This is a genomic window from Kitasatospora sp. MAA4 (genome assembly GCF_029893355.1).
Classification (GTDB): Bacteria; Actinomycetota; Actinomycetes; order Streptomycetales; family Streptomycetaceae; genus Kitasatospora.
Genome location: NZ_JARZAI010000015.1, coordinates 193,104 through 212,018 on the forward strand (window position 1 = coordinate 193,104; position 18,915 = coordinate 212,018).

Below are 18,915 nucleotides of genomic sequence, written 5' to 3' on the forward strand. Positions count from 1 at the left end.
TCTGGCGGTGTGCGGTGGATATACCAGTGGTGGACAACTTCGGCTGAGCTCTCGCGAGTCAGACATCGACATTGCGAGGACTGAGCCAAAGTACGGCTGACTGCCCCGATTGATGGGCTCCCTCTGAGTCGTAGGGGCCCCGCCGGCGTTTTGCCCGGCGGGGCCCCTACGCTGTGCGACGGCAGTGGCATGCGCTCCCGTGCATATGCGTTGCCGTCACCCGGGGCGAGCATTTGTAGGGTCTCCATAGTGCGGAGTATCGGCCGTTCGCGGCGCGCGCAGTCGGCCTCGACGTTCTGTTGCAGAACGGCGATGAGGACCGCGCATGTGGCCTGGGCTGGCAGCTTTGCATGGCTGGTCTCGACGGGGGCAATGGGCAGCGGAGCAGGTTTCCTTGGTCTTGATCGATGGGTCCGGGGCTCTGTCCGCGTTGTCTCGCCCGCCTGTCGGGCCGGGGCCGTACGGGCCGGAGGCAGGAGGGCGGTGCCGGATCCGGCGGGCGGGTTGCGTCGCCCGCAGGGCGGCGCCTTGATCTTTGTAGAGAAAGTTTCAGCCCACCACAGCCCTGGATCGTCGTCTCTGGGAGTGGTGGGCTGATGCCGCTTCTGTGCCTGGTGGTCCGTCAGCTGTCGCTGATGACGTCTTCGATCTTGCGGCCGGCTTGCTCGACGCGGCGTGCGTAGTGGAGGAGTTCGCGCAGCTGGTTGGCGTGCACGTTCCAGTAGTGCTCGACGACTGCTTTGGCCTCGACGATGCGGGAGATGTCGTCGCTTGCGAGGGCGTCTTGCAGGGTGGCCTGGATGCGGTCGGCGCCCTTCTTGAACTCGCCCATGAGCGCTTGGTACTCGGCGTCGTTGGTGATGACCCGTGCGGTGCCGGCGAGGCGGGTGACCGCCTCCGGACGGACGAAGCTGCCGCGTCCCGCGACGCCGTAGGTGATGTTGCGGTTCTGCAGTTCGCGCAGGGCACGTTGCGCGGTCATGTTGGCGATGCCGAAGGTGTCGGAGATGGCCTTGGCGGAGGGGACCTTGTCGTCGGGGCCGAGCTTGCCGCTGGCGATCTGCTCCTCGATGGCCTCGACCACCTGCTGGTACAGGGGGTGCGTCTCCTCGGGCTGCAGCCGTGCGCAGCGGCGACCGGTCCAGACTGACCGACGTGCGGGTGATGCAGGACAGCCACCGCAAGGCCGACCACGGGCAGGAGCCGATGAACCAGAACGGCAGTCATGCGGAACGCCTGCCTCACGGGAACGTGGAGTCGGCGGTGGGCGGCCTACGGTTGCTCCCGTGGACCGCCTCGGACGGTCGCCTCTGCTCCCTGAGCACCGACGGCCGGGGCTACCTCTTGACGCTCGCCGATGACCTCGAAACGATGCAGCTCAGCATGGGCGAGGAACTGTTGGAATACGCCAGGGGCGTCCTGGATCCGGGAGAGCGGGTGCCTTCGAGCGTCGAGTACCGGTGGCTGGCCTGCCGGCTGGCCGAGGCCCTGTCGGACGCGCTCAGGGTCGCGGACTCACGCGGGCAGCGCATTCCGGCTCCGCAGGAGGAGGACGAGGATGCCAGAGCTGACGAGCACTGAGTTCCGCCACGCTGACACAGCGGCGGACCTCTGGGACCTGCCGACACGACGAGGGCGAGGGGAACGCTGATGGGCACGACCACCCGCTACCGATTCCGCGAGTACCACCTGACCGCCGTCATCGACCCCTTGGCCGTGCCGACCTTCGAGGCCGTCTGCGTCACCGGGGAAGAGCAGGACTGCAGCGCCGCGTCAGGCGAGATGCACACCCCGAAGGAACTGACGCGCTGGATCGCCGGGCACTGCGCGCAGACCGGCCACCAGTCGTACGAGCAGACCACCCGCACCATCGTCCGCGCCGAGCCCGGAGCTTGGCAGTAGGATCACGCGCGCTGCCAGCGGTAGGACGAGTGGTCTACACCTCTGACGGCAGTAGCGACGGCAACAACGTCGGACTTCAGCGCACATCCACGGACACCGACGGACCGTCAAATCACCGTTGGCCTGCGAAAAGGCAGGTAGAGAGGGGTCGCGTAGCACACGTACTATGTGCTGGCGGGGACAGCACCCGTCCTCGTGCACAACTGCCCTACTGGGGTTGGTGGGTACGACGGCAGAGTCACGATTGGTGACGGTGCAGCCTCAATCGATGCGGGATCACTGCCTCGCGTTGATCCGAGAGGAACCGGTAGGGGTGCTGCTGGGGACCGACTCGGGGAACAGCATGACGCCGCTGCAGAGCAGGGCGGCAAGTCAGACGAACAGTCGGACGCTGCTGATGCAATTACCAACGCGGCGCAGATCGTCGGGAATATCACCCACCAGGCGGTACCTGACATAGGCGGGGCAGGAGCAGCGGACCCCGCTGGAAGCGTTGGTGCTGGTGCGCTTGTAGCAGGCATCATCGTGAGCCGGGCAGGGAAATGGATAACCGGCAGAATCCGCAGATAGCAGCGCTGCCATCGTCCGCCCTTCGGACAAGCGCCTAAAAGGAAACGGGGCGGACCGCACCCGCGCGGTCCGCCCCTTCACAGAGAGTTGAACGATCGTGAAACTGTTTCGGACGAGACGGGATCGTGGGACGGATAGCGCGCCTGGAGAGTCTCCAAGCGCATCGAACGGTCCGGCACCGCTGACCCCGACTGGAAAGATGATGTTCGCGCTCGCCCGCCGGGACTTCCCGAGCTTTCAACAGTGGCGTTTGGAGAACGATCGTGAGGAAGCGCGGCGGCTGGCGGTTCCAGCCTTCTTGGACGACTTGGTAAAGGCCCTTGCCGAGCTACGGTTTCCCCGTGGCTATGACCGTCAATCCGTGGCGGATTTCTCCAGCCGTAAGCGGCAGTTGATCTCGGACGGCATGCCCTATGACGCCGGCGCCACCGAGATCCTGCTTCATGAAGCCCTGGGTGGGCCGCCCGCCCGCACCATGCTCCAAGATCACATCTCGACTCGAGTAGGTTGGCACCGGCTTCAGCTCGTCGCGGACCTCGGGGACGATCTCGCACTGTCGACCGACGCGCTGAATGGGATCTTGATATCGGCCGAGCGGAAAGCGGCCCACCGCAGTGGCGATACCTATCCCGCGCTGCTGGGCCGCTCTGCGGAGCAGAATGGCCCAGCGCCCATCGGTCCACGAGACTCTCGTGACTCGTTGGACGAAACCGGCGAATGGCTGGACTACGGGGCGCTGCGCGTTCCGGTACTCAACGATCTGAAGATGGGCATCAGCCGCGTTCCGTCGGGCGAGTTCGGGGAGCTCCAGGCGTGGCAGAGTGATATGGAGCTGCGGATGCAGCTGTTCGCTGCATCCGGTCCGGACGGCGACTGGGACAGCGTCCGGGCAGAGATCAGTGCCGCCGCGGGCATGTCAGAAGGTGCCATTGCGGAGGAGATCCTCTCGCGCTTCGGCACCGAACTCTGGGTTCAGCAGGTCGTGAGCGAGGCAGCGGGCGGGCCGCAGGTCGCCTGTGCCCGGGTGCTCGCCTGCGACGGCCAAGGCTGGATGCTGAAGTGCACCTTCACAGGTCCCGATGCCTTCGAACCACGGTCTGCGGCGCTCTTGGAGGAGCTCTATGAACGCACGGTCGTGGTCCGTGGTGATGAGGCCATGGAGGCCCGAAAGCTCATCCCGCTGCGGATGCCGTCCGCATAAGGTACCCAGAGGTCACAGGAGCGGAGCTGCCCTCTCCACCAGAAGGTTGAGAGGGCGGCGGACGAGTCGGCCTGTACGCCGGGGACAATGCCATCCCCCCGCAAAACGGGGTCTGACCAGGGCGAACGCCGAGCGCGACCCCGCGCGGTACACACCGCGTACACACCGGGACGCGAAGCGCCCCCGGTCGCGGTACCGGTGCCACCGGGGCACGCGGGGATCGTCATGGTCATAGCCACGAACCTTACTTCCCGTGAGGCTTCGGGCGCTATCGGCTCCGCCTGCTGGACTCCAGCAGAGAGGCTGCTTCGGAGCGTCGGCGCTCCCGCTCAGCCGCCGGCCACAACGCCGCCTCCGGCAGGCCGGCCGGCGCCTCGATCCCGTACAGCTCGGTGAACGACGCCGGAGCGTTCTCCCAGTCCACGTGCCACCGTATGTGTTGGCAGTCTCGGCCATCCGCGCGTGCCGCATCCGCCGCCTGAACCTTGCGCGGCTCAAGGCCCGACGCCATCAACACGGCGTCCACGAAGTGCCGAAGGTCCCGGAACGTCGCCTGCTCCGGCACGTCCACGCCCCGAGCCCGCGCCCGCTCCTTCGCCTTGTCGAATGCCCGGCACAACGAGTTCTCCTGCACCGGAGTCCAGTACCGCGTCAGGGTCACCAACTCGGCGTACTCCGGCCGAATGGGCGCGAGCCCGCGCCGCTCCCGCCTGCGGACCTCGACGTCCGACAGCGGCCGGCGGTAGCGCGCGCAGTGCGTCAGGTACTTCCGCGCGAGGAACGACCCCACGTCCAGCACGGTCCGCGAGCTGCGCGTCTTCAATGGCGCGTCCTTGCGGCGCCGCTGCTGCTTTTCCACGGCTTGAAGACCACCGTCCGCGTCACATGTCATGTCCTGGTCGCGGACGCCGGCCGCTTCCATCGACCGCAGCGCCTGAAGGGCACCCTGCCAGAACATGAATTCGTACCGGCCGTCGATCTCCTCAGCGAGCACCACCACATGCGCCCACGTCAGCCGGGCCGTCTCCCGCGCCCGCGTCTCCTGCGACAGGCGAATCCCCTTCACTGGGTGGCCGCTCATTCGGCACCCGTCATTCTCCACCGCCCACGACAGCATCGCCGACAGCGCCTTACGGACACCCGACCGCGTGGTGTCTGGCATCCCCGACTTCTTCAACTCGGAGAACCACGTCTTGTACTCGGCCCGCGTCACCGAATTGACCGGCCGCCCACCGAAGGCCGGCACGACGTGCACCCGCAACCGGGACTCGTACGCCTCGACCGTTCCCTCTCGCCTCTCGTGCTCGGACAGGTACTGAGCCACGCACTCCGCGACCGTCGGCACCCCCGATCGGGCACTACCCTGCGCCGGTACCGGGTCACGTCCCTCGGACACGGCCGCCCGCTGGCTGCGTTGGAAGTTCCGCGCCGCCGTCTTCCGGTTCGGCGCGAACGTCCGGTATCGCTGCTTGCCGTTCGCGTCACGCCACTCGGCGCGCCACCGCTTCGCCTTCCCGTGGTCGGCGGTCGGGATCTGCCCGGCCGGCTTGCAGCCGCACGGCTCCGGCAACAGCCGACCCTTCGCCTTCAACTTCGCGGCGTACTTCTCGACGTCCGTCACGTGCCACAGGTCATACGGATCTTCACGCACAGTGCTTCCCCTTCAGGTTTCGGGCAAGCGGCTGCCGGCCAGCCAGCGTGTCAGCAACGATCCGATTCACTTCGGATTCGGCGTACCGCCGGCCACCACGGCCGGGATAGATCTGGTGAGGCTCAGGCCCCCAGCGGTCCACCTCCCAGGTGGACGCGGCGTTCTGCAAGGTCTTGACCGAGACACCGATTCGCTCGGCGACCTCATGAACAGTCAGCAGCCGCTCGGAACAGCCATCTTGGGCTGTCGGGACAACTGTACGAGGCTTCCGTGACACGGGTGATCTCCACCGGGAAAGGGGGGCTGCCGCGACCCGTGGCGCGACGCGCACCACGACGAGGTCGGCGTATGACAGGCGAACGGCAACGCCGCAACCAGCGACGTCCAGTGCTCGGCCCACAACCAGCAGCACTAAGTTCGACGCCCGGCCCACAACCAGCAGCGCCAACGCGCCCGGCTCACAGCTCAGCGGCGCGGCGACCATCATGCACCCGGGAACCCCCCGTCGACCACGGGAAGCCGTCCCGCACGCCGGGATCCACCCGCAGGAGTGATCGACCCTGCATCACCGCAAGACCGCGCCACGCCGCCGCCTGACGGCCGAACAGGCGCCCATCCAGGGACGGTCAACCCGGGCGAGATGGGCCGATCATCGGCCTACTGAGCCATTCCGGTCACTGCTCTGTAGACCCCGGCACGCCGGGGTGATCCACTGCCCGTTATGCCCATTCCGTTCCGCCGCGCCGGCACAGCCGAGCTCGCCGACCCCATCGACCAGCCACCCGAGTCGGCCGTCACCGTCGCCTGCGGCGCCTGCGGCGGACCGACCGAATGGACCGCGAGCCAGCAGGACTCCAACCGGCGGTTCGATCTCCCGACCCGCATCGACGGCATCAGCGTCACGTGGATGCTCTGCCCCCTGTGCTCCGCGCTCCAACAGGCCGGCCTGCCCGACCTTGACGCGCTCGCCGACGTGATCAGCAACGTCCTACGCGGCGACGAAGCACAAGAGCTCCGGGCGCTACTGGAACGGCTCGCCGGCGACCCCACCGGCCCCGGCGCCGACCTGATCGGCTTCCGCGCCGCGACCGCCCACCACCCCGCGGTCGTGTGCTACTTCCACGCCGCCGCGCCGCTTGCCGAGCCCACCCACCCACCGCACCCGCGCGGCCGATGGGGACACATCGACTCCGGCGCCCTGCGCTCAACCGTGGTCACCGACCTGCGGCAGGCCGAGTACCTGCGCACCCCCACCGTGAGCCCCGACGCCGGACGCGGCTGCTCGGTCTGCGGCCGAAGCCACGCCCGCCCCCGCGAATGGGTCGCCGACCCCAACGGCACCTCACGGTGCGCCCCCTGCGCCGAACGCGACCAGCGAGCCGACGAACTCACCGACAAGCGCAACGCCGACAACCCCACCGGCCCGATCGCCCTGCAACAGGAGACCCGCCGGGACATGGCCGCGTGGACCTGCGCCGGCCAGAGTGGCGAACCCCCGGCCGGCTTCGCCGCCGCCGTCGGCTGGTGGCCCGCATCCGCCGACCCCCAACGCCAGGCACAGCCGGCCGGCCGGCTCTGCGGCGCATGGGCCTACCTCGGCAGCAACCGCCGCCACCTACAGGAAGCACTACGACGCGGCCGAGAAGAGCGCGAAGCCGCCGCCCGCGCCGCCGCCGAAACGGACACCCCCACGCCGACCGCACCACCGCGCACCATCGACGTGACCAGCGCCTTCGAGATCGGCAGGGACCACCGGTGATCGACGTACGCCGACTCTCGGACCGCAACCTCTCCATCCTCGCCGGCGCCCTGCGCGCCAGCATCACTCACGACCTCGTCACCGCCGTACGCACGCTCACCGAGCAGCCCGGCGCGCTCACCGACCACCACCGCGCCGAGCTCCGGCAGGCGCTCGAACCATGGGAGACCACGGCATGACCTACCGAGCCGACCCCCACCAGCGCGCCGCCGAGATCGCCGCCGTCGCCCTGACCGCCGCAGCCGGCCGCGAACACGCCGCCGGCACGGCCTTCGTCGCCCGACTCCGCGACGCCAACCGGCGCGACGAGATCCGCCGGCAGACGGCGGCGATCATGTCTCGCGTCCGCACCGCCAATACCACCCCGGCCGAACGCCGGCAGCGCGCGGCCGTCGCGGTCGGCCGCATCGCCGGCGCGCTCACCGCGTCCGCCGAGCTCGCCGCCCCCGAGTGGTGGAACCCAGAGCCGGCAGCCGCGCCGGCGCCGGCGCGGCGCTTCACCTACACCGTCCACCACGCCACCGAGCAGCATCCCGCACCGGCCACCAGCCGGCCGGGCTACTACGGATAGGACACCGCGATGATCACCGCACCCCGCATCACGCGCAACGGACAGCCCTACACCGGCCCCAACGGCGAACGCCCCCAACCCGCACAACCGGCACCCGGACCCTACGGCCGGCCGCCCGGCACCACCGGCACCCCGGTCACCCCGTCGAAGCCCTGACCAAGATCAGCGCGCCCCGCCCACACATCCCGCCCGGTTCGACTCCAGAGCCGAGCAACCGCCCCGCACCCGCGCACCCACGGCCACCCGGCAACACCCGGGCCCGATCAAGAATCGCGCCTCACGTCTGTTTTTTGAGAAAGGCAGGAACCGTGACCGCACCAACGCCCTGCCCGGCAATCGCCGCATTCCACCAGGGCGCCGTCAGCCTCGCCGAACGCGCCACCAGCGACAGCCGGCGCCGCTGCATCCTCTGGATCGCCGGCGAGTGGGAACGCGCCGTCAGCGGCGCCCACCTGCCTCCCGGCGCCTGTAGCAGCCTGCGCGCACTCATCAGCGCCGAGAGCTTCGCCGCCTACCTCACAGCCGCCCGCACCGGTGCCCTGCGCCAACGCGGCTCCCTGCGCACTCCGTCCGGCCAACGCAGCGAACGCGAACGGATCAGCATCACCCGAGCCATCGCCGAACACGCCGGCATCCTGGACCACGACCTACCGGAGCCCGGTGTCGTGGCCCTGGTCGAGCCGATGACCGACGACCAGTGGCGCGCGTTCTGGCGCACCGTCAACGACCCACCCGCGCCGAGCACACACAGCAGCCAGCGAGAGGTGAAGATCAGGACGGCCGCCGTCGCTGGCGTCGTCCGAGAAACCGGGCTCAGGATCAGCGAGCTCGCCGAGCAGACCGTCACCGATCTCGAAGCCCTCGACCTGTCGCCCCACACCCGCGCCGCCGTGCGCCGCTGGCTCGCCCTGCGCGCCGAGCTCGTCAGCCGGCTCCGCGCCGGAGCGACCACCGCCGCATGGGTCCGCGTCCGCACCGGGACCGTCAACGGCAAACGCCTACTCGCCGGCCTTCCCTGCGGCCCCAAAGCACTCCAGACCGCCCACGGCGACGCTGTTCGAGAGACCAACGCCCGGATGACCGGCGCACCGGGCTGGACGCCGGCCCCCACGCGCCCCGAGCAGCTGCGCAGATCGAACGCAAACAGGCGTCCCGCGCCGAAGGCGTCGGGTGCGGCGTCCCCGGACACGGCAACCTGCGCCGCGTAGACCCCCCTCGCTCCCCGTCGCGAACGTTCAGCACGTACAGCCGTCACAACAGGAGATGATCATGGGCGAGGCGGTCAAGAAACCCCCGCCGGCACTGCTCGCCCCGGACCGCGACCCGTGGTCCCGTCAGCCGTGGGAGTCGGCATCCGACCACGCGCTGATGACCCGCTACCGCGACGCGAACGGCACCGATCGCCGCTTGTCCCTGCGCGAGTTCTCCCGCCGCACCGGCACCCCGGCATCGACCCTGTACGGAATCGCCCGGCGCGGCCGGTGGACCGATCGACTCGGCGCCTGGTGGCAGCACCGCGACCGCACCCACGACACAGAGGTGAAGCTGCGCCAGGACCGCCAGCGCGAAGAACTCGCCGACCTGAATCACGGGCTCGCGATGCGCTTCGGCAAGGCACTCCAAGCGCTGCCGCCCGCGATGCTCTCGGGGCGCGAGCAAGCCCGCGCCGTCGTGGACTTCACCCGAGCCCATGCCGCCGTCACCAACCCCGCCGGCACGACGATCGCCGTATCGGCGACCGCGCAGGCCGGGGCCGCATCCGTTCCACCTAGCGCCATGTTCAACCCGGAGGATCTGACACGGATGAGCGGCGACGAACGGCGCGACTTCCTGAACCGAGCGATCGCCGAGATGCAACGCCGCGTCCACGCCGGCACCGTGCCGCCACAGCTACGGGGAGAGGCCGACCAGTGAGCGACCAACACTCCTACGGCGTCCACACCAACGCGCTCGGGTACATCCACCCGTCGCAGCTACGCGGCGACGGCCGCGCCGCCGAGTTCCACCAGGCGCTCAACGCCGGACTCTCCGCACCGATCACCCCGGACCCGTCGGCGCTTCTCTACGCCCCGATCAGTGGCAGGATGGCGCCGGCCATCCAACCAAGCCGCTTCCGCCCCACAGTGGACCGCGTAGGCGACTTCCTGAACTCGCTCCGGAACGACCGGTGATCCCCGCCGACGACGGCGCCGTACGAGGCTTCCGGCTCAGCGCCGAACTGGTCGCCCGCATCGGGGATCATCTCGCCACCGACGACGGACGCTCCGGCACCCCACCCCGCGCCGTGGTAGCCGCGATCATGGCCGAGCTGCTGCCCACCGCCGGCGACGTGGACCGCGACGCGCGCCGGGTCCTGCTGGAGCTGTGCGACCTACTGTCCGACCTTCACGCCGCCTCCGGAGACAAGAGCGGCTTGCGCCGCTTCCTGGCGGACTGGCAGCACCGGCAGGCATACCGGGCCGAGCAGCGCGAGTGGTCACTGACGATCGACCAGATCGTGACGACGGAAGCCGAGCCGGGCGGCAGCGACCGCATCCCCGACGCCGACTGAGCGTTGTACCGGACGCGGCCGGCTCCTCACTCCGCCGGCCGCCACCAAGCCGGCCACGATACCCCCCACCGTGGCCGGCCACGCGCTCTCGCAATGGAACGCCCAGCGATTAGACGAGCGCCTGCACCATCACCCACAGGCGCCCGGCCGGAACCCGGGAGCCGTTGAACGTCTCCGTCCAGCCGCCCGCACCGCGTGTCTCCGTCGCCGTCAGGAACGGGTCTGGCTCTTCCTCCCGGAGTTCCCTGATGACGGCCTGCTCGACCCTGTACGCCGCCTCACCGGTTTCGAACCGCAATGTGTGCGCCCGCTCCCATCCCATCCCCTCGAAGCGCGCCACCCGGTCTTCGCGGGTGTTCTGGCCCGTGATGCCGATCTTGGTCGCCCCGTAATCGTCGTGCCTCAGGACGTACAGCACAGCGGGTGCGGCCGGGTCGAGACCATAGCCGGCGCAGTGCTGGCAACACTCGCCCCGGGTACGGACGTTGTTAAGCCTCGGGCTGGACACCTTCAGGCACCGGGAGCAGAGCGACTTCCACCCCGTCCGGGTGTTCGCGTACGGCTCCAACGGCTTGAATCCGGCCTTCTCCATATCGCGCACGGCTTCTTCGGGGTCGCCGGGGCCGTACCGCTTACAGAAGCGGCACCCGACGTCCGCCCCCCGACCGGACAGGTTGGTGTACGTCGGCGCCACCAGGTGGCCGGCCGCCTCGCACTCCGACAACCACGCCTCGTTCGCACCGGGGAAATCAACCAAGACGCGCAGGCCACGCTTCAGCATGGACTCTGCGGCCTTCGCGGGATCGACAGGGGCGTTCTTCGCGCAGTCGCGGCACCTCGTGCCGTTCTGTACGTTGTTGCGGTTCGGGAACGTGACGTGGTCGGCCCGGCACTTGTTCTTCCACGGCGCTCGCGCTTTGCCCGGATACGGCTCCATCGGCTCGAAGCCAGCCGCGCACATGTCCTCTATTGCCTGTTCCTGCGTGATCGGTGGCACCGGTCTGCTCCATCGAATCCGGATGTACGGGTGACCCCAAAGGCTCTCACCGGCCACTGACAGCCAGTGATGTGATGGCTAGTCACCCAACCCGGCCGGCCGCATGCTCCCGCCGAGCGAGCGGCCCGGCGGGGGCATCGGGGATCAACTCGATATGAGGCGCTGGACAACGTCCACGGTCAGCACTCGGGCCTCAGCGAGATCGACCGCCAGAGCAGAAACAGCGTCCCAGCGCTCCGCCAACAGCTCCATGGCCCGGTACTGCTGGCCTCGGTAGTTCCATGGATCAAGCAGTCCGGTCGGCTCGAAGTAGTCGAACTCAGGCCACCCGACCGCGTCCACGACCTCACGGGCGCTCGTCTGATCATCGGCGCCGCCCATCTCGCTCGCCCAGCCGCGCGCGTTCCCAAACTCGCCGTCCAGCAGCCCTTCCTTGGCGAGCCAGAGCAGTCCGGCTTGACTGCCGGCCGCGAGCATCCGCAGGACGTCGTCCGCCGGGACCGACGACAGGTCCACCCAGCGTTACGACCGGCGAAGTGGACCGTCCCGCAGGTACCGCACGCGGACTGCGTGAGCTCAAGCGGGCGCATCGGCATGCCCGCGACCCAACCAGCCACCGCGTGACCGGCTTCGTGGAATGCGGTCTCCATTAGCGCCTGGTCCTCGGTCAACTGCTGGGCCGAGTGCAGGCAGCAGGAGAACGGCGGCCGGGTGAAGCTGGTCAGTACGACGTAGTCCTTGCCACCCTGACTTATGGTCGTGCGCTCGTATGTCACCCGTGACAGCCTGCCACCCGCCGGATAGCTCAAGCCAAGCGATTCCCTCGTCGAGCCACGCCCGATCGGCGGGTGTCAGCGCAGCCTCATTCTCGATCGCCTCGGGGTGATCACGTTCAGCCGGCGAGTCCCTCCCGGCTCGCTGTCGGCACGGCCCGCATCATCACGGCGATCCGGGCGACCGGCCGCCACCAGCCGGGAGTTCTCCCCTCTGGGCCGGCGTCACGGCTGCCTGCCGCCGCCGGAGCACCCTTGCGTACCAGCGGCGTCGGTCCACCTGTGGCGGGTACAGCGCGGCCCGCAGGGCGGCGATTCCCTCGTTCAACGCCGCCTCCCCCTTGTCTTCCAGCGCGGCGCTCATGACTGCCTGAGCTGCGGCAGCAACCGCCGGGTCATCCGACATGCCCAGCGGCAGACCAGCAGCCGCCACCCCGGCCAGATACGGAGCCAACGCCGCAGCCCCCTGCAAGCCGCTGCGGTCCCACTCGTTCACCATCCGCGCGACGGCACCGAGTCCCCGCGCGGCGCCCGCCCGACTGCCGGCCCCGGAGCGCCAGGCGGACCAGAACTCAATGCCGGCCATGCCAACCAGTCGCACGCGGGACTCCCGACTGAGCCACCTCGCGTGATGAGTCTTCCGCGCCACCATCAGCTCAGAGGCCGCAACAACGAGCTGCTGCATTTGCTCGCGCAGCCGGCGCCGATCCTCCCGCTCATCCATCGCACGCTGCTGCCTGCGCGACAGCACCCATCCGACGACAACCCCAAGCGGGGCCCCGATCAACCCGAGGCCGCCGGCGATCAGTCCGTTGATCACAGCATCATTCACGGGTGACAGTCTGCGCCTGAACTCCCCTACAAACGAACGCGCTTGTCAGCCGGGATGTCTCGACCTCCACGGCTCTCCGGCGGGGACTCCATCGCATTCCCCACGACCGATAGGCCCGGCAGGAGCGCGAGTTCAGCCGGCGATCTGCGGACAGTCCGGGAGAGGGCCGGGATCGGACGGCGTGGGGATGCCGATCTGACCGCCTTCTTCGACCAGGGCCACGGCTTCCAGAGCTGCGGGCAGCGCCTTCGGTCGCCCAGACGGTCGCAAGCCGCGAAGCTGCGGAAGTGCCGTGTACAGGGTCGTCCGGGAGACACCAAGCAGCTTCGCAATGCTGCTGATCGACTGCTCGGGGTCATCCAGTAGATGTAGCGCGTAAGCGATCTTCTCGGGCGTCATGCTGGACGGCCGGCCGAGTTTCACGCCGCGCGCCTTCGCCAACTCCAGGCCCTCACGGCTGGTCTCGTTGATGATCTCCCGAACGAACTGGGCGATGGCGCCGAAGATGTGGAAGATCAGGCGTCCCACGGGCGTGCCGGTGTCGATGTTCTCTGCCAGCGAGCGAAGTGCGGCGCCGGCCGCCTTGATGCGCTTCACGATCTGGATCAGGTCGTCCAAGTTGCGGCCGAGGCGGTCAAGGCTGGTAACCACCACCGTGTCGCCCGGCTGGAGATCGGCGAACAGCTCTTCCAGCCGTTCCCGCTCGGCGTTCTTCCCGCTCGCCTTGTCCAGGTAAAGCGGCTTGATGCACCCGTGCCCCAGCAGAGCTTTCGTCTGTCGCGCCAGGTTTTGATCCTTGGTACTGACTCGGCCGTACCCCCGGAGTACACCGACTCGGGCCAGGGTGAGGGTGCAGTCGGGTTCGTACGGATCTTCCGAGAACAGGTCTTCGTCGGGCAGATTGAGGGCGAAGGTTGACGGCATACCAGAACTGTACAGATATCCCATGCAACCCGAGTACCGATACAGATAATTTCCGGACGGGGTTTCTGAACAACTCGTCGCGCCACATGTCCGTTTCGCCCACCCCTCCAGATAACTGTCCGTCAACCATGGTTTGTTGAACAGTTTGGATCGGCCCGCACGCAGGTAAGCGATCACCCGGCCGTCGGCGATACGGTGCCCGGCATGGCGGACAACGAACTCAGCTGCGGCTGCGGCTACTCGGTGCAGTGGGAGTCGGGCAACTACTTCGGCGAGCGCACCGACATGTCACACCACAAGTGCGGCAGCCGGCCGCAGGCGTGGCAACGATGCGGCGACGACTGCGCACACTCGTACGTCAGCTGCGCACGCGACCCGGAGCACCCTGCCCACCCGGAACACCCCGACCATGCGGTGTACGTCGAAGCGGGCGCGCGCCGACTCGATCCCACCACGGCCTACCGAGCATGGCGGGAGACCGGCGAGCTACCTCCGGCGCGTCGAACGCTCGGGGACGGTCCACCGGCCGGATTCGACAGTTGGGGCGCCTACTACGACCAGCCGTTCGGCACCGACGCGGAATGAACGGCGCCGGCCCCACGGTTGGCTGTGGGGGCCGTGCTGTTGGCGGCGGTCAGGCTGTGCTCTCTCGCCGGACCATGAGGCCGCGCCGCGCCATCTCCAGTCGCTTCGCGGTGACCAGGCCGGGGCAGTCGCACGCCCCCGTGGCCGGCCACTCGGCGCGACACGGTCCACCGTCGGGATGGTGGCGCCCGGCATGCTGGCAGCGGCAACAGATCGTGGCGACGCGGACGTTCGGCATACGCCGATGATCCCGCGTGCCTCGGTCACCACGGGGCGCGAAACGCCACGGCCCCCGCGCGTGGCGGGGGCCGTGGGTCAGCAGGGTTGCAGTCCTGGATTCCTCACGGCTTATCAGGGAAACGAGTGGGGTTCTCCGGCACGCCCGCAAGGGAATCGAGACACCCCTGATCGGCCGCCGTGGTCATGTCCGACGACGGGTAATCCCCGGCGGTCGCGAGCTGCTTGCAGTAGTCTCCGGCGCCTTCGGTCCCGGCTACCGGCGCGTACGTGGCGCCGTCGGTCAGCAGGACCGTAGCCCGGTACGCCCGGAGATACGCGCTGCGCTGCGTGTCAGCCGCGTCGTGGGCAGGCGTGGTGGCGGTCCCACTGCTGCACGCGCTGATGGTGGCGAGAGCCGTGACGGCGGCAAGGCGGGTGGTGCGGCGCATCGGCGCGTTCCTTCGTGGTGGCAGGTGTCCGGCCGCGCCAACACCTGATGGTAGACAGCTCGTCAGCACGGCCGGACGGGTGGGTCAGGACTGGTAGTCGTCGGCGTCCTCTGCGCAGTCCGACGTGCAGGCCGGCGCCGAGCCGACGCGGCGCGGGGTGCCGCAGTTCGGGCAGAGTTCGAGCAGCCCGACCGTAACCAGGAAGTTGGTCAGGTCGTCCAGCTCGGCCGGGGTGGTGGCGTCCGCGAACATGGCCGCGATCACCGGATCGTCGTCGGGGTCCGGGGTGATCGCCGGCATCTCGGGACTGGTGATGCTCACGATGGTTCTCCCTTCGGAAGCCGGCGCATGGTTCCGCGGAACCATGCGCCGGCCGGCTGGTCAGTGGTCGTCGTACTCGGTATCGGCGTACGACTCGCTGTCGTCCTGGTGCCGCTGCTCAGCGGCGCGGAGCGCACGACCCCGGGCGATCAGCGCGTCACCAAGCTGTCCCGTGATGCCGCCGGCGGTCACCGGCGCTTCGAGCAGCCCGTACCCGTGGGCGAGCCGGTACAGCCGGCTGACTTCCTCCGCCGTGGTGGCGCGCGCGGCACGGTCGGCGGCGTCCTGCGCGGACGGCCCGGCCGGCTGCTGCTCGATCGCCGGCGCGGCTGGCGCGTTGGTCAGGTTGCCCTCTTCGTCCACCCACACCGCGCCAAGCTCTTCCGGGGTGTAGATCAACCCGGACAAGGCGTCCTGCGCGGCTTCGCGGCACAACTCCGAGATGGCGCGGGCGCGGAGCATGGCGCGCGGGTAGGACATCCACGGCAGCTGCCTGCCCTTGTCGTCGCGGGCGATTGGCTGACCGTCCACCAGGCGGCACAGGCCGGCGCGGGCGGCGTCGTCCAGCGTCCAGGAGACCCGGAACACGTGCTCCGGGTCGTCGGCCCGGATCAGCTCGGCGACGGCTTCGGTACCGGTGGCCCGGACGCGGAGCTTGTGACCAGCACGGCGGACCAACGTCCCCATCAGCTGCGCGTTCGCCGACGGAACCCCGTTGATCACGGTGATGCCCTGCATCGCGGCGACCGGGCCGAGCCCGAGTTCCGCCGCATACCCGATCGCCCACAACACGTCAGCCGGCCGGTTGCGGAAGTGCTTCGGGACCATACCGGAGCGCGCCAGCATCTCGGCGTACTCGATCTGCTCGCCCATCGACATGCGTGTGAGGCCACCCGCCGGCCGCTGCTGCTGAACGGCGCGGGCCGACGGAACCCGGGTGATCTCGTGAACCACCGGGGCCGGAGCCCCCGCCATGGTGACGGGGGCGACGGTCATCACGGTCATGCTGCTGCCCTCCGGGCGGTCACGGGCCGCCGGGTGGCCGAGCGGCGGTTGAAGCGCGGGCACGTGTGGCTGTGCAGCCACACGCGGCGGTCGTCCTGGTCGTCCAGCTCGCATCCGGCGCGCCATCCCTGGCACATCGCCGAAGCGGGGGCCGCAGCCCCCGCGCGGGGGGCTGCGGACAGAGTGGAGATGGTCTAGCGAACCTCCGTGGCGACGGTGCGGCCGAACAGGAAGCCGCGCCACGCGGCGGCGTTGCGGGCCTTGTCGGTCTTCGTGCGGCCACCGGGCAGGTAGGCGACCAGCGCCCGCAGCAGCCCGAGCGCATCCGAGCGCAGGTCGTACGCCTTCGCCCGGACGGCGAAGCGGACGCGGCGGCCGGTGGTCTTGCTCTTGCCGGTCTGGACGGTCCAGGTGTGGGCGGCGGCGACGGTGCCGAGCTTCGCGGCGGTCCTCGTGACCTGCGCCGCGTACTTCACCAGGTCGCCGGCGCCGAGACGGCCGAGGAACTGCGCGGCGGTGACCAGGTGGCCGACCTTGCGGGCCTTGCGCACGGTCTCGCGGTAGTGGCGGCGGGTGCGGATGCGGTACATTCGCGATTCCTTCTCGTTCGTGAGTGTTCGGGTTGGAGTGCCGCAGGTCAGCGGTCCCGTGGAAAGTTCGGCTGACCTGCGGCTTTGTCGTTTCCGACATCGAGAACACTAGCAAGGTTTCTTGCTAGTCGTCTAGAGGGTTCGGCCTTGAAAGTGGCAAGAATTCTTGCCATCCTGGCGGACATGGCCACCACTACCGATGACCCCCGCCGCGCGCGCCTGAAGCGGGCCGTAAAGAAGCTCACCGACGCGCAAGCCGAGTACGACGACGCGCTGTTCGACCTGCTCACGAACGGCGGCTACGGCAGCCGCAAAGCCGCATCCGAGATGACCGGGCTGACCGCCGAAGCCCTGCGACTGCGCTTGATCAAGCTCAAGGCCCACGGGCCGGCGGCCGAGTGACCGGCCCGGGTCGCCGTCACGCGCCGTGGCGCCGGCCCCGGCCGGTCAACCGACCAACCCCCGCAGCGCCGACCACCGACCCGAGAGAGTCCCCGTGCATCTCCTTCAGCTCACCGTCTCCACCTGGGAGACCTACCCGCAGGCGGACGCGTGCGGCCGGCCCGGACAGGGCCACATGCCCGGCATGGACCCGGGCCTGATCCACGCCGTGAACCGTCACGACTGGGCCATAGCCACCGAGCGGCCCCACCTGGTGGTGTACGTGACCAGCGAGAGCGCCGGCGGCACGGTCGTGGGCGTCATGTGCCCCACCGACGACCCGCAACCTTCGCCGACCACCGAGGGCCGGTACTGCTTGCCCGGCGTGCTGCTCGACTCGTCCGACCCGACCGCCGCCGCGCTGCTCGGCGGCCGGGCCCCGTTGAGCCAGCACCGCGAGAAGCGCCGCGTGCGGGACTTCTCCCTGTCCGCATGGCTCACCACCGGCCAGCAGCGGTGAGCGACGACATGCCGGCCGAGCGCGCCGGCTTCCTGGGCAACGCCCTTCAGCAGCCCCCGGCCGTGCCGCCGGCGCCCCCCTACGCGCCGGCCAGCGCCGCGCGGGCTGGGGTGCGGCGCGGCCCGCTGGTCGCGGGCGTGGCCGTGGGCGTCGGGCTGTGCGTGGCGGCCGGCTACGGGATCGCCGCCCTGACCGGGATCAGCGGTACGCCGAGCCCGGCCGAGACGCCGTGCGGGGTGATGGGCGCGATGTGCCCGGTGCACGACGACCAGCAGCCGGCCGGCGCCGGCGCAGCGCCGTACAACGGTTCTGGGGACGCGTTCCTGACCGACTGCCAGTCACACGACTTCGGGAACGGCTCGATCAGTGTCAACATGCGGTGGTCGGTGACGAACCATGACACAGTCGAGCACACGTACCGGGTGACCATCTTCGGTTGGCGCGGCTTCGGTGCTCAGCCCCGTGTCGAAACGGTCCGCGTGCCAGCCGGCACCACGCAGCAGGAGATGACGACGTTCGCCGGCTCCAACGCGGCGACGCCCGAGCAGCCGTACCCGCAGCCGGCGTGCAACGTCGGGGAAACGACGGTCGTGGGCTGAGCTCCGCAGCGCCGACCAACAACAGCGAAGCGAGACACCCATGCCCACCAACGACCCGGGCCGCAGCGCACCCGTACGTCTCGCCGGCGGCGGCACCGCCGAACTGCTCTGGTCGTCTGTCCGGGACGCGGCCGAGACCGACCCGGGTCACGTGCGCGCCGACGTCGTCCACTACGCCCGGATCGGCCCCGACCTGTGGTGGCCGGCCGCGCGGCTGATCAAGCGCGCCATGTCCGCGCAGGGCATCGCCGGCGAGCTGTCATCGGACAACCCCCGCGCCGCGCTCGAAGTGCTGAACGCCTTCGGCGTCACCTGCGTGCAGATCACCCGATTCAAGGACGGCCGGCCCGTGATGGTGACCGAGGAACAGAAGGGAACCGCCGGTCACTGACCCCGTGAACGCCGAAGGCCCACACCGTCCTTGGGTTCCAGGGGTCGTCGCAACACCACTGGTTCTAGGTGGTGAGTAGATCACGTAGACGCTCGGCTGGGGTATCCCAGTCGAGCGTCTTGCG

27 protein-coding genes are annotated in these 18,915 nt (G+C 69.4%); 16 read left to right on the plus strand and 11 right to left on the minus strand.

What is annotated here, in order from left to right:
- Positions 1 to 622: 622 nt before the first annotated feature.
- Positions 623 to 1,084 carry a winged helix-turn-helix domain-containing protein gene (locus P3T37_RS21445; RefSeq protein WP_280725362.1) on the minus strand — a complete coding sequence of 154 codons (462 nt, stop codon included), beginning with the start codon at positions 1,082 to 1,084 and terminating at the stop codon, positions 623 to 625.
- 38 nt (positions 1,085 to 1,122) lie between these two features.
- On the opposite strand from P3T37_RS21445, the gene P3T37_RS21450 reads away from it, so the two are divergent.
- From P3T37_RS21450 to P3T37_RS21460, 3 genes are all read left to right on the plus strand, one after another.
- A complete protein-coding gene (locus tag P3T37_RS21450; RefSeq protein ID WP_348533265.1) occupies positions 1,123 to 1,581 on the plus strand; it encodes a hypothetical protein in 459 nt (152 codons plus the stop codon).
- A gap of 69 nt (positions 1,582 to 1,650) precedes the next feature.
- Positions 1,651 to 1,902: a hypothetical protein gene (locus tag P3T37_RS21455; protein WP_280725363.1), complete on the plus strand. Its 252-nt coding sequence runs from the start codon at positions 1,651 to 1,653 to the stop codon at positions 1,900 to 1,902.
- Positions 1,903 to 2,671: 769 nt separating this feature from the next.
- Positions 2,672 to 3,673, plus strand: a complete 1,002-nt coding sequence (locus tag P3T37_RS21460; RefSeq protein WP_280725364.1) for a DUF3710 domain-containing protein — start codon at positions 2,672 to 2,674, stop codon at positions 3,671 to 3,673.
- Between the two features lie 268 nt (positions 3,674 to 3,941).
- Here P3T37_RS21460 and P3T37_RS21465 read toward each other — a convergent pair whose 3' ends face one another.
- Together P3T37_RS21465 and P3T37_RS21470 are read right to left on the minus strand one after the other, a co-directional pair.
- Positions 3,942 to 5,324 carry a hypothetical protein gene (locus P3T37_RS21465; protein WP_280725365.1) on the minus strand — a complete coding sequence of 461 codons (1,383 nt, stop codon included), beginning with the start codon at positions 5,322 to 5,324 and terminating at the stop codon, positions 3,942 to 3,944.
- On the minus strand, positions 5,317 to 5,811 hold the full coding sequence (locus P3T37_RS21470) for a hypothetical protein (protein WP_280725366.1): 495 nt from the start codon (positions 5,809 to 5,811) through the stop codon (positions 5,317 to 5,319). Before P3T37_RS21470 ends, P3T37_RS21465 begins: the two co-directional genes overlap by 8 nt.
- Positions 5,812 to 6,045: 234 nt before the next feature.
- Here P3T37_RS21470 and P3T37_RS21475 point away from each other — a divergent pair, with 234 nt between their 5' ends.
- The 8 genes from P3T37_RS21475 to P3T37_RS21510 all read left to right on the plus strand — a co-directional run bounded on the left by P3T37_RS21475 (position 6,046) and on the right by P3T37_RS21510 (position 10,205).
- A complete protein-coding gene (locus P3T37_RS21475) occupies positions 6,046 to 7,083 on the plus strand; it encodes a hypothetical protein (protein WP_280725367.1) in 1,038 nt (345 codons plus the stop codon).
- Positions 7,080 to 7,262, plus strand: coding sequence for a hypothetical protein (locus tag P3T37_RS21480; RefSeq protein ID WP_280725368.1), 183 nt, complete (start codon positions 7,080 to 7,082; stop codon positions 7,260 to 7,262). Before P3T37_RS21475 ends, P3T37_RS21480 begins: the two co-directional genes overlap by 4 nt.
- The gene (locus P3T37_RS21485) at positions 7,259 to 7,654 is read left to right on the plus strand and encodes a hypothetical protein (protein ID WP_280725369.1); all 396 of its coding nucleotides are present in this window, start codon (positions 7,259 to 7,261) and stop codon (positions 7,652 to 7,654) included. The genes P3T37_RS21480 and P3T37_RS21485 overlap by 4 nt, the downstream gene beginning before the upstream one ends.
- Before the next feature lie 9 nt (positions 7,655 to 7,663).
- Positions 7,664 to 7,810 (plus strand): hypothetical protein, encoded by a 147-nt coding sequence (locus tag P3T37_RS21490; RefSeq protein ID WP_280725370.1) that lies wholly within the window; start codon positions 7,664 to 7,666, stop codon positions 7,808 to 7,810.
- 152 nt (positions 7,811 to 7,962) lie between these two features.
- Positions 7,963 to 8,862, plus strand: coding sequence for a hypothetical protein (locus P3T37_RS21495; RefSeq protein ID WP_280725371.1), 900 nt, complete (start codon positions 7,963 to 7,965; stop codon positions 8,860 to 8,862).
- A 61-nt stretch (positions 8,863 to 8,923) separates the two neighbouring features.
- A complete protein-coding gene (locus P3T37_RS21500; protein WP_280725372.1) occupies positions 8,924 to 9,568 on the plus strand; it encodes a hypothetical protein in 645 nt (214 codons plus the stop codon).
- On the plus strand, positions 9,565 to 9,825 hold the full coding sequence (locus tag P3T37_RS21505; RefSeq protein ID WP_280725373.1) for a hypothetical protein: 261 nt from the start codon (positions 9,565 to 9,567) through the stop codon (positions 9,823 to 9,825). Before P3T37_RS21500 ends, P3T37_RS21505 begins: the two co-directional genes overlap by 4 nt.
- Entirely contained in the window at positions 9,822 to 10,205 is a 384-nt protein-coding gene (locus tag P3T37_RS21510) for a hypothetical protein (RefSeq protein ID WP_280725374.1), read from the plus strand. Before P3T37_RS21505 ends, P3T37_RS21510 begins: the two co-directional genes overlap by 4 nt.
- A 109-nt stretch (positions 10,206 to 10,314) precedes the next feature.
- Here P3T37_RS21510 and P3T37_RS21515 read toward each other — a convergent pair whose 3' ends face one another.
- The 4 genes from P3T37_RS21515 to P3T37_RS21530 all read right to left on the minus strand — a co-directional run bounded on the left by P3T37_RS21515 (position 10,315) and on the right by P3T37_RS21530 (position 13,731).
- Complete coding sequence (locus P3T37_RS21515; RefSeq protein ID WP_280725375.1) at positions 10,315 to 11,202, minus strand: hypothetical protein; 888 nt, start codon at positions 11,200 to 11,202, stop codon at positions 10,315 to 10,317.
- Between the two features lie 144 nt (positions 11,203 to 11,346).
- A complete protein-coding gene (locus tag P3T37_RS21520) occupies positions 11,347 to 11,718 on the minus strand; it encodes a hypothetical protein (RefSeq protein ID WP_280725376.1) in 372 nt (123 codons plus the stop codon).
- Between the two features lie 423 nt (positions 11,719 to 12,141).
- Positions 12,142 to 12,807 carry a hypothetical protein gene (locus tag P3T37_RS21525; protein ID WP_280725377.1) on the minus strand — a complete coding sequence of 222 codons (666 nt, stop codon included), beginning with the start codon at positions 12,805 to 12,807 and terminating at the stop codon, positions 12,142 to 12,144.
- A 132-nt stretch (positions 12,808 to 12,939) separates the two neighbouring features.
- Positions 12,940 to 13,731 carry a recombinase family protein gene (locus P3T37_RS21530; RefSeq protein WP_280725378.1) on the minus strand — a complete coding sequence of 264 codons (792 nt, stop codon included), beginning with the start codon at positions 13,729 to 13,731 and terminating at the stop codon, positions 12,940 to 12,942.
- A 204-nt stretch (positions 13,732 to 13,935) separates the two neighbouring features.
- Between P3T37_RS21530 and P3T37_RS21535 the strand changes: the two genes are divergently transcribed.
- Entirely contained in the window at positions 13,936 to 14,316 is a 381-nt protein-coding gene (locus P3T37_RS21535) for a hypothetical protein (RefSeq protein WP_280725379.1), read from the plus strand.
- Positions 14,317 to 14,657: 341 nt separating this feature from the next.
- Here P3T37_RS21535 and P3T37_RS21540 read toward each other — a convergent pair whose 3' ends face one another.
- The 4 genes from P3T37_RS21540 to P3T37_RS21555 all read right to left on the minus strand — a co-directional run bounded on the left by P3T37_RS21540 (position 14,658) and on the right by P3T37_RS21555 (position 16,900).
- Complete coding sequence (locus tag P3T37_RS21540) at positions 14,658 to 14,984, minus strand: hypothetical protein (protein WP_280725380.1); 327 nt, start codon at positions 14,982 to 14,984, stop codon at positions 14,658 to 14,660.
- An 84-nt stretch (positions 14,985 to 15,068) separates the two neighbouring features.
- A complete protein-coding gene (locus P3T37_RS21545; protein ID WP_280725381.1) occupies positions 15,069 to 15,305 on the minus strand; it encodes a hypothetical protein in 237 nt (78 codons plus the stop codon).
- A gap of 60 nt (positions 15,306 to 15,365) precedes the next feature.
- On the minus strand, positions 15,366 to 16,178 hold the full coding sequence (locus tag P3T37_RS21550) for a hypothetical protein (RefSeq protein WP_280725383.1): 813 nt from the start codon (positions 16,176 to 16,178) through the stop codon (positions 15,366 to 15,368).
- A gap of 326 nt (positions 16,179 to 16,504) precedes the next feature.
- Positions 16,505 to 16,900: a hypothetical protein gene (locus tag P3T37_RS21555; protein ID WP_280725384.1), complete on the minus strand. Its 396-nt coding sequence runs from the start codon at positions 16,898 to 16,900 to the stop codon at positions 16,505 to 16,507.
- Positions 16,901 to 17,083: 183 nt separating this feature from the next.
- Here P3T37_RS21555 and P3T37_RS21560 point away from each other — a divergent pair, with 183 nt between their 5' ends.
- The 4 genes from P3T37_RS21560 (at position 17,084) to P3T37_RS21575 (ending at position 18,791) form a co-directional block, all read left to right on the plus strand.
- The gene (locus P3T37_RS21560) at positions 17,084 to 17,302 is read left to right on the plus strand and encodes a hypothetical protein (RefSeq protein WP_280725385.1); all 219 of its coding nucleotides are present in this window, start codon (positions 17,084 to 17,086) and stop codon (positions 17,300 to 17,302) included.
- Positions 17,303 to 17,396: 94 nt separating this feature from the next.
- On the plus strand, positions 17,397 to 17,801 hold the full coding sequence (locus tag P3T37_RS21565; RefSeq protein WP_280725386.1) for a hypothetical protein: 405 nt from the start codon (positions 17,397 to 17,399) through the stop codon (positions 17,799 to 17,801).
- Positions 17,798 to 18,400, plus strand: coding sequence for a hypothetical protein (locus tag P3T37_RS21570; RefSeq protein ID WP_280725387.1), 603 nt, complete (start codon positions 17,798 to 17,800; stop codon positions 18,398 to 18,400). The genes P3T37_RS21565 and P3T37_RS21570 overlap by 4 nt, the downstream gene beginning before the upstream one ends.
- Positions 18,401 to 18,440: 40 nt before the next feature.
- Positions 18,441 to 18,791, plus strand: coding sequence for a hypothetical protein (locus P3T37_RS21575; protein WP_280725388.1), 351 nt, complete (start codon positions 18,441 to 18,443; stop codon positions 18,789 to 18,791).
- Positions 18,792 to 18,915 lie beyond the last annotated feature (124 nt).

Coding starts and splice junctions, on each gene's coding strand:
- P3T37_RS21455 (WP_280725363.1), top strand. CDS start 1,651: ATGGGCACGACCACCCGCTACCGATTCCGCGAGTACCACCTGACCGCC.
- P3T37_RS21460 (WP_280725364.1), top strand. CDS start 2,672: ATGATGTTCGCGCTCGCCCGCCGGGACTTCCCGAGCTTTCAACAGTGG.
- P3T37_RS21470 (WP_280725366.1), bottom strand. CDS start 5,811: ATGATGGTCGCCGCGCCGCTGAGCTGTGAGCCGGGCGCGTTGGCGCTG.
- P3T37_RS21475 (WP_280725367.1), top strand. CDS start 6,046: ATGCCCATTCCGTTCCGCCGCGCCGGCACAGCCGAGCTCGCCGACCCC.
- P3T37_RS21485 (WP_280725369.1), top strand. CDS start 7,259: ATGACCTACCGAGCCGACCCCCACCAGCGCGCCGCCGAGATCGCCGCC.
- P3T37_RS21490 (WP_280725370.1), top strand. CDS start 7,664: ATGATCACCGCACCCCGCATCACGCGCAACGGACAGCCCTACACCGGC.
- P3T37_RS21500 (WP_280725372.1), top strand. CDS start 8,924: ATGGGCGAGGCGGTCAAGAAACCCCCGCCGGCACTGCTCGCCCCGGAC.
- P3T37_RS21530 (WP_280725378.1), bottom strand. CDS start 13,731: ATGCCGTCAACCTTCGCCCTCAATCTGCCCGACGAAGACCTGTTCTCG.
- P3T37_RS21535 (WP_280725379.1), top strand. CDS start 13,936: ATGGCGGACAACGAACTCAGCTGCGGCTGCGGCTACTCGGTGCAGTGG.
- P3T37_RS21540 (WP_280725380.1), bottom strand. CDS start 14,984: ATGCGCCGCACCACCCGCCTTGCCGCCGTCACGGCTCTCGCCACCATC.
- P3T37_RS21550 (WP_280725383.1), bottom strand. CDS start 16,178: ATGGGCGAGCAGATCGAGTACGCCGAGATGCTGGCGCGCTCCGGTATG.
- P3T37_RS21555 (WP_280725384.1), bottom strand. CDS start 16,900: ATGTACCGCATCCGCACCCGCCGCCACTACCGCGAGACCGTGCGCAAG.
- P3T37_RS21560 (WP_280725385.1), top strand. CDS start 17,084: ATGGCCACCACTACCGATGACCCCCGCCGCGCGCGCCTGAAGCGGGCC.
- P3T37_RS21575 (WP_280725388.1), top strand. CDS start 18,441: ATGCCCACCAACGACCCGGGCCGCAGCGCACCCGTACGTCTCGCCGGC.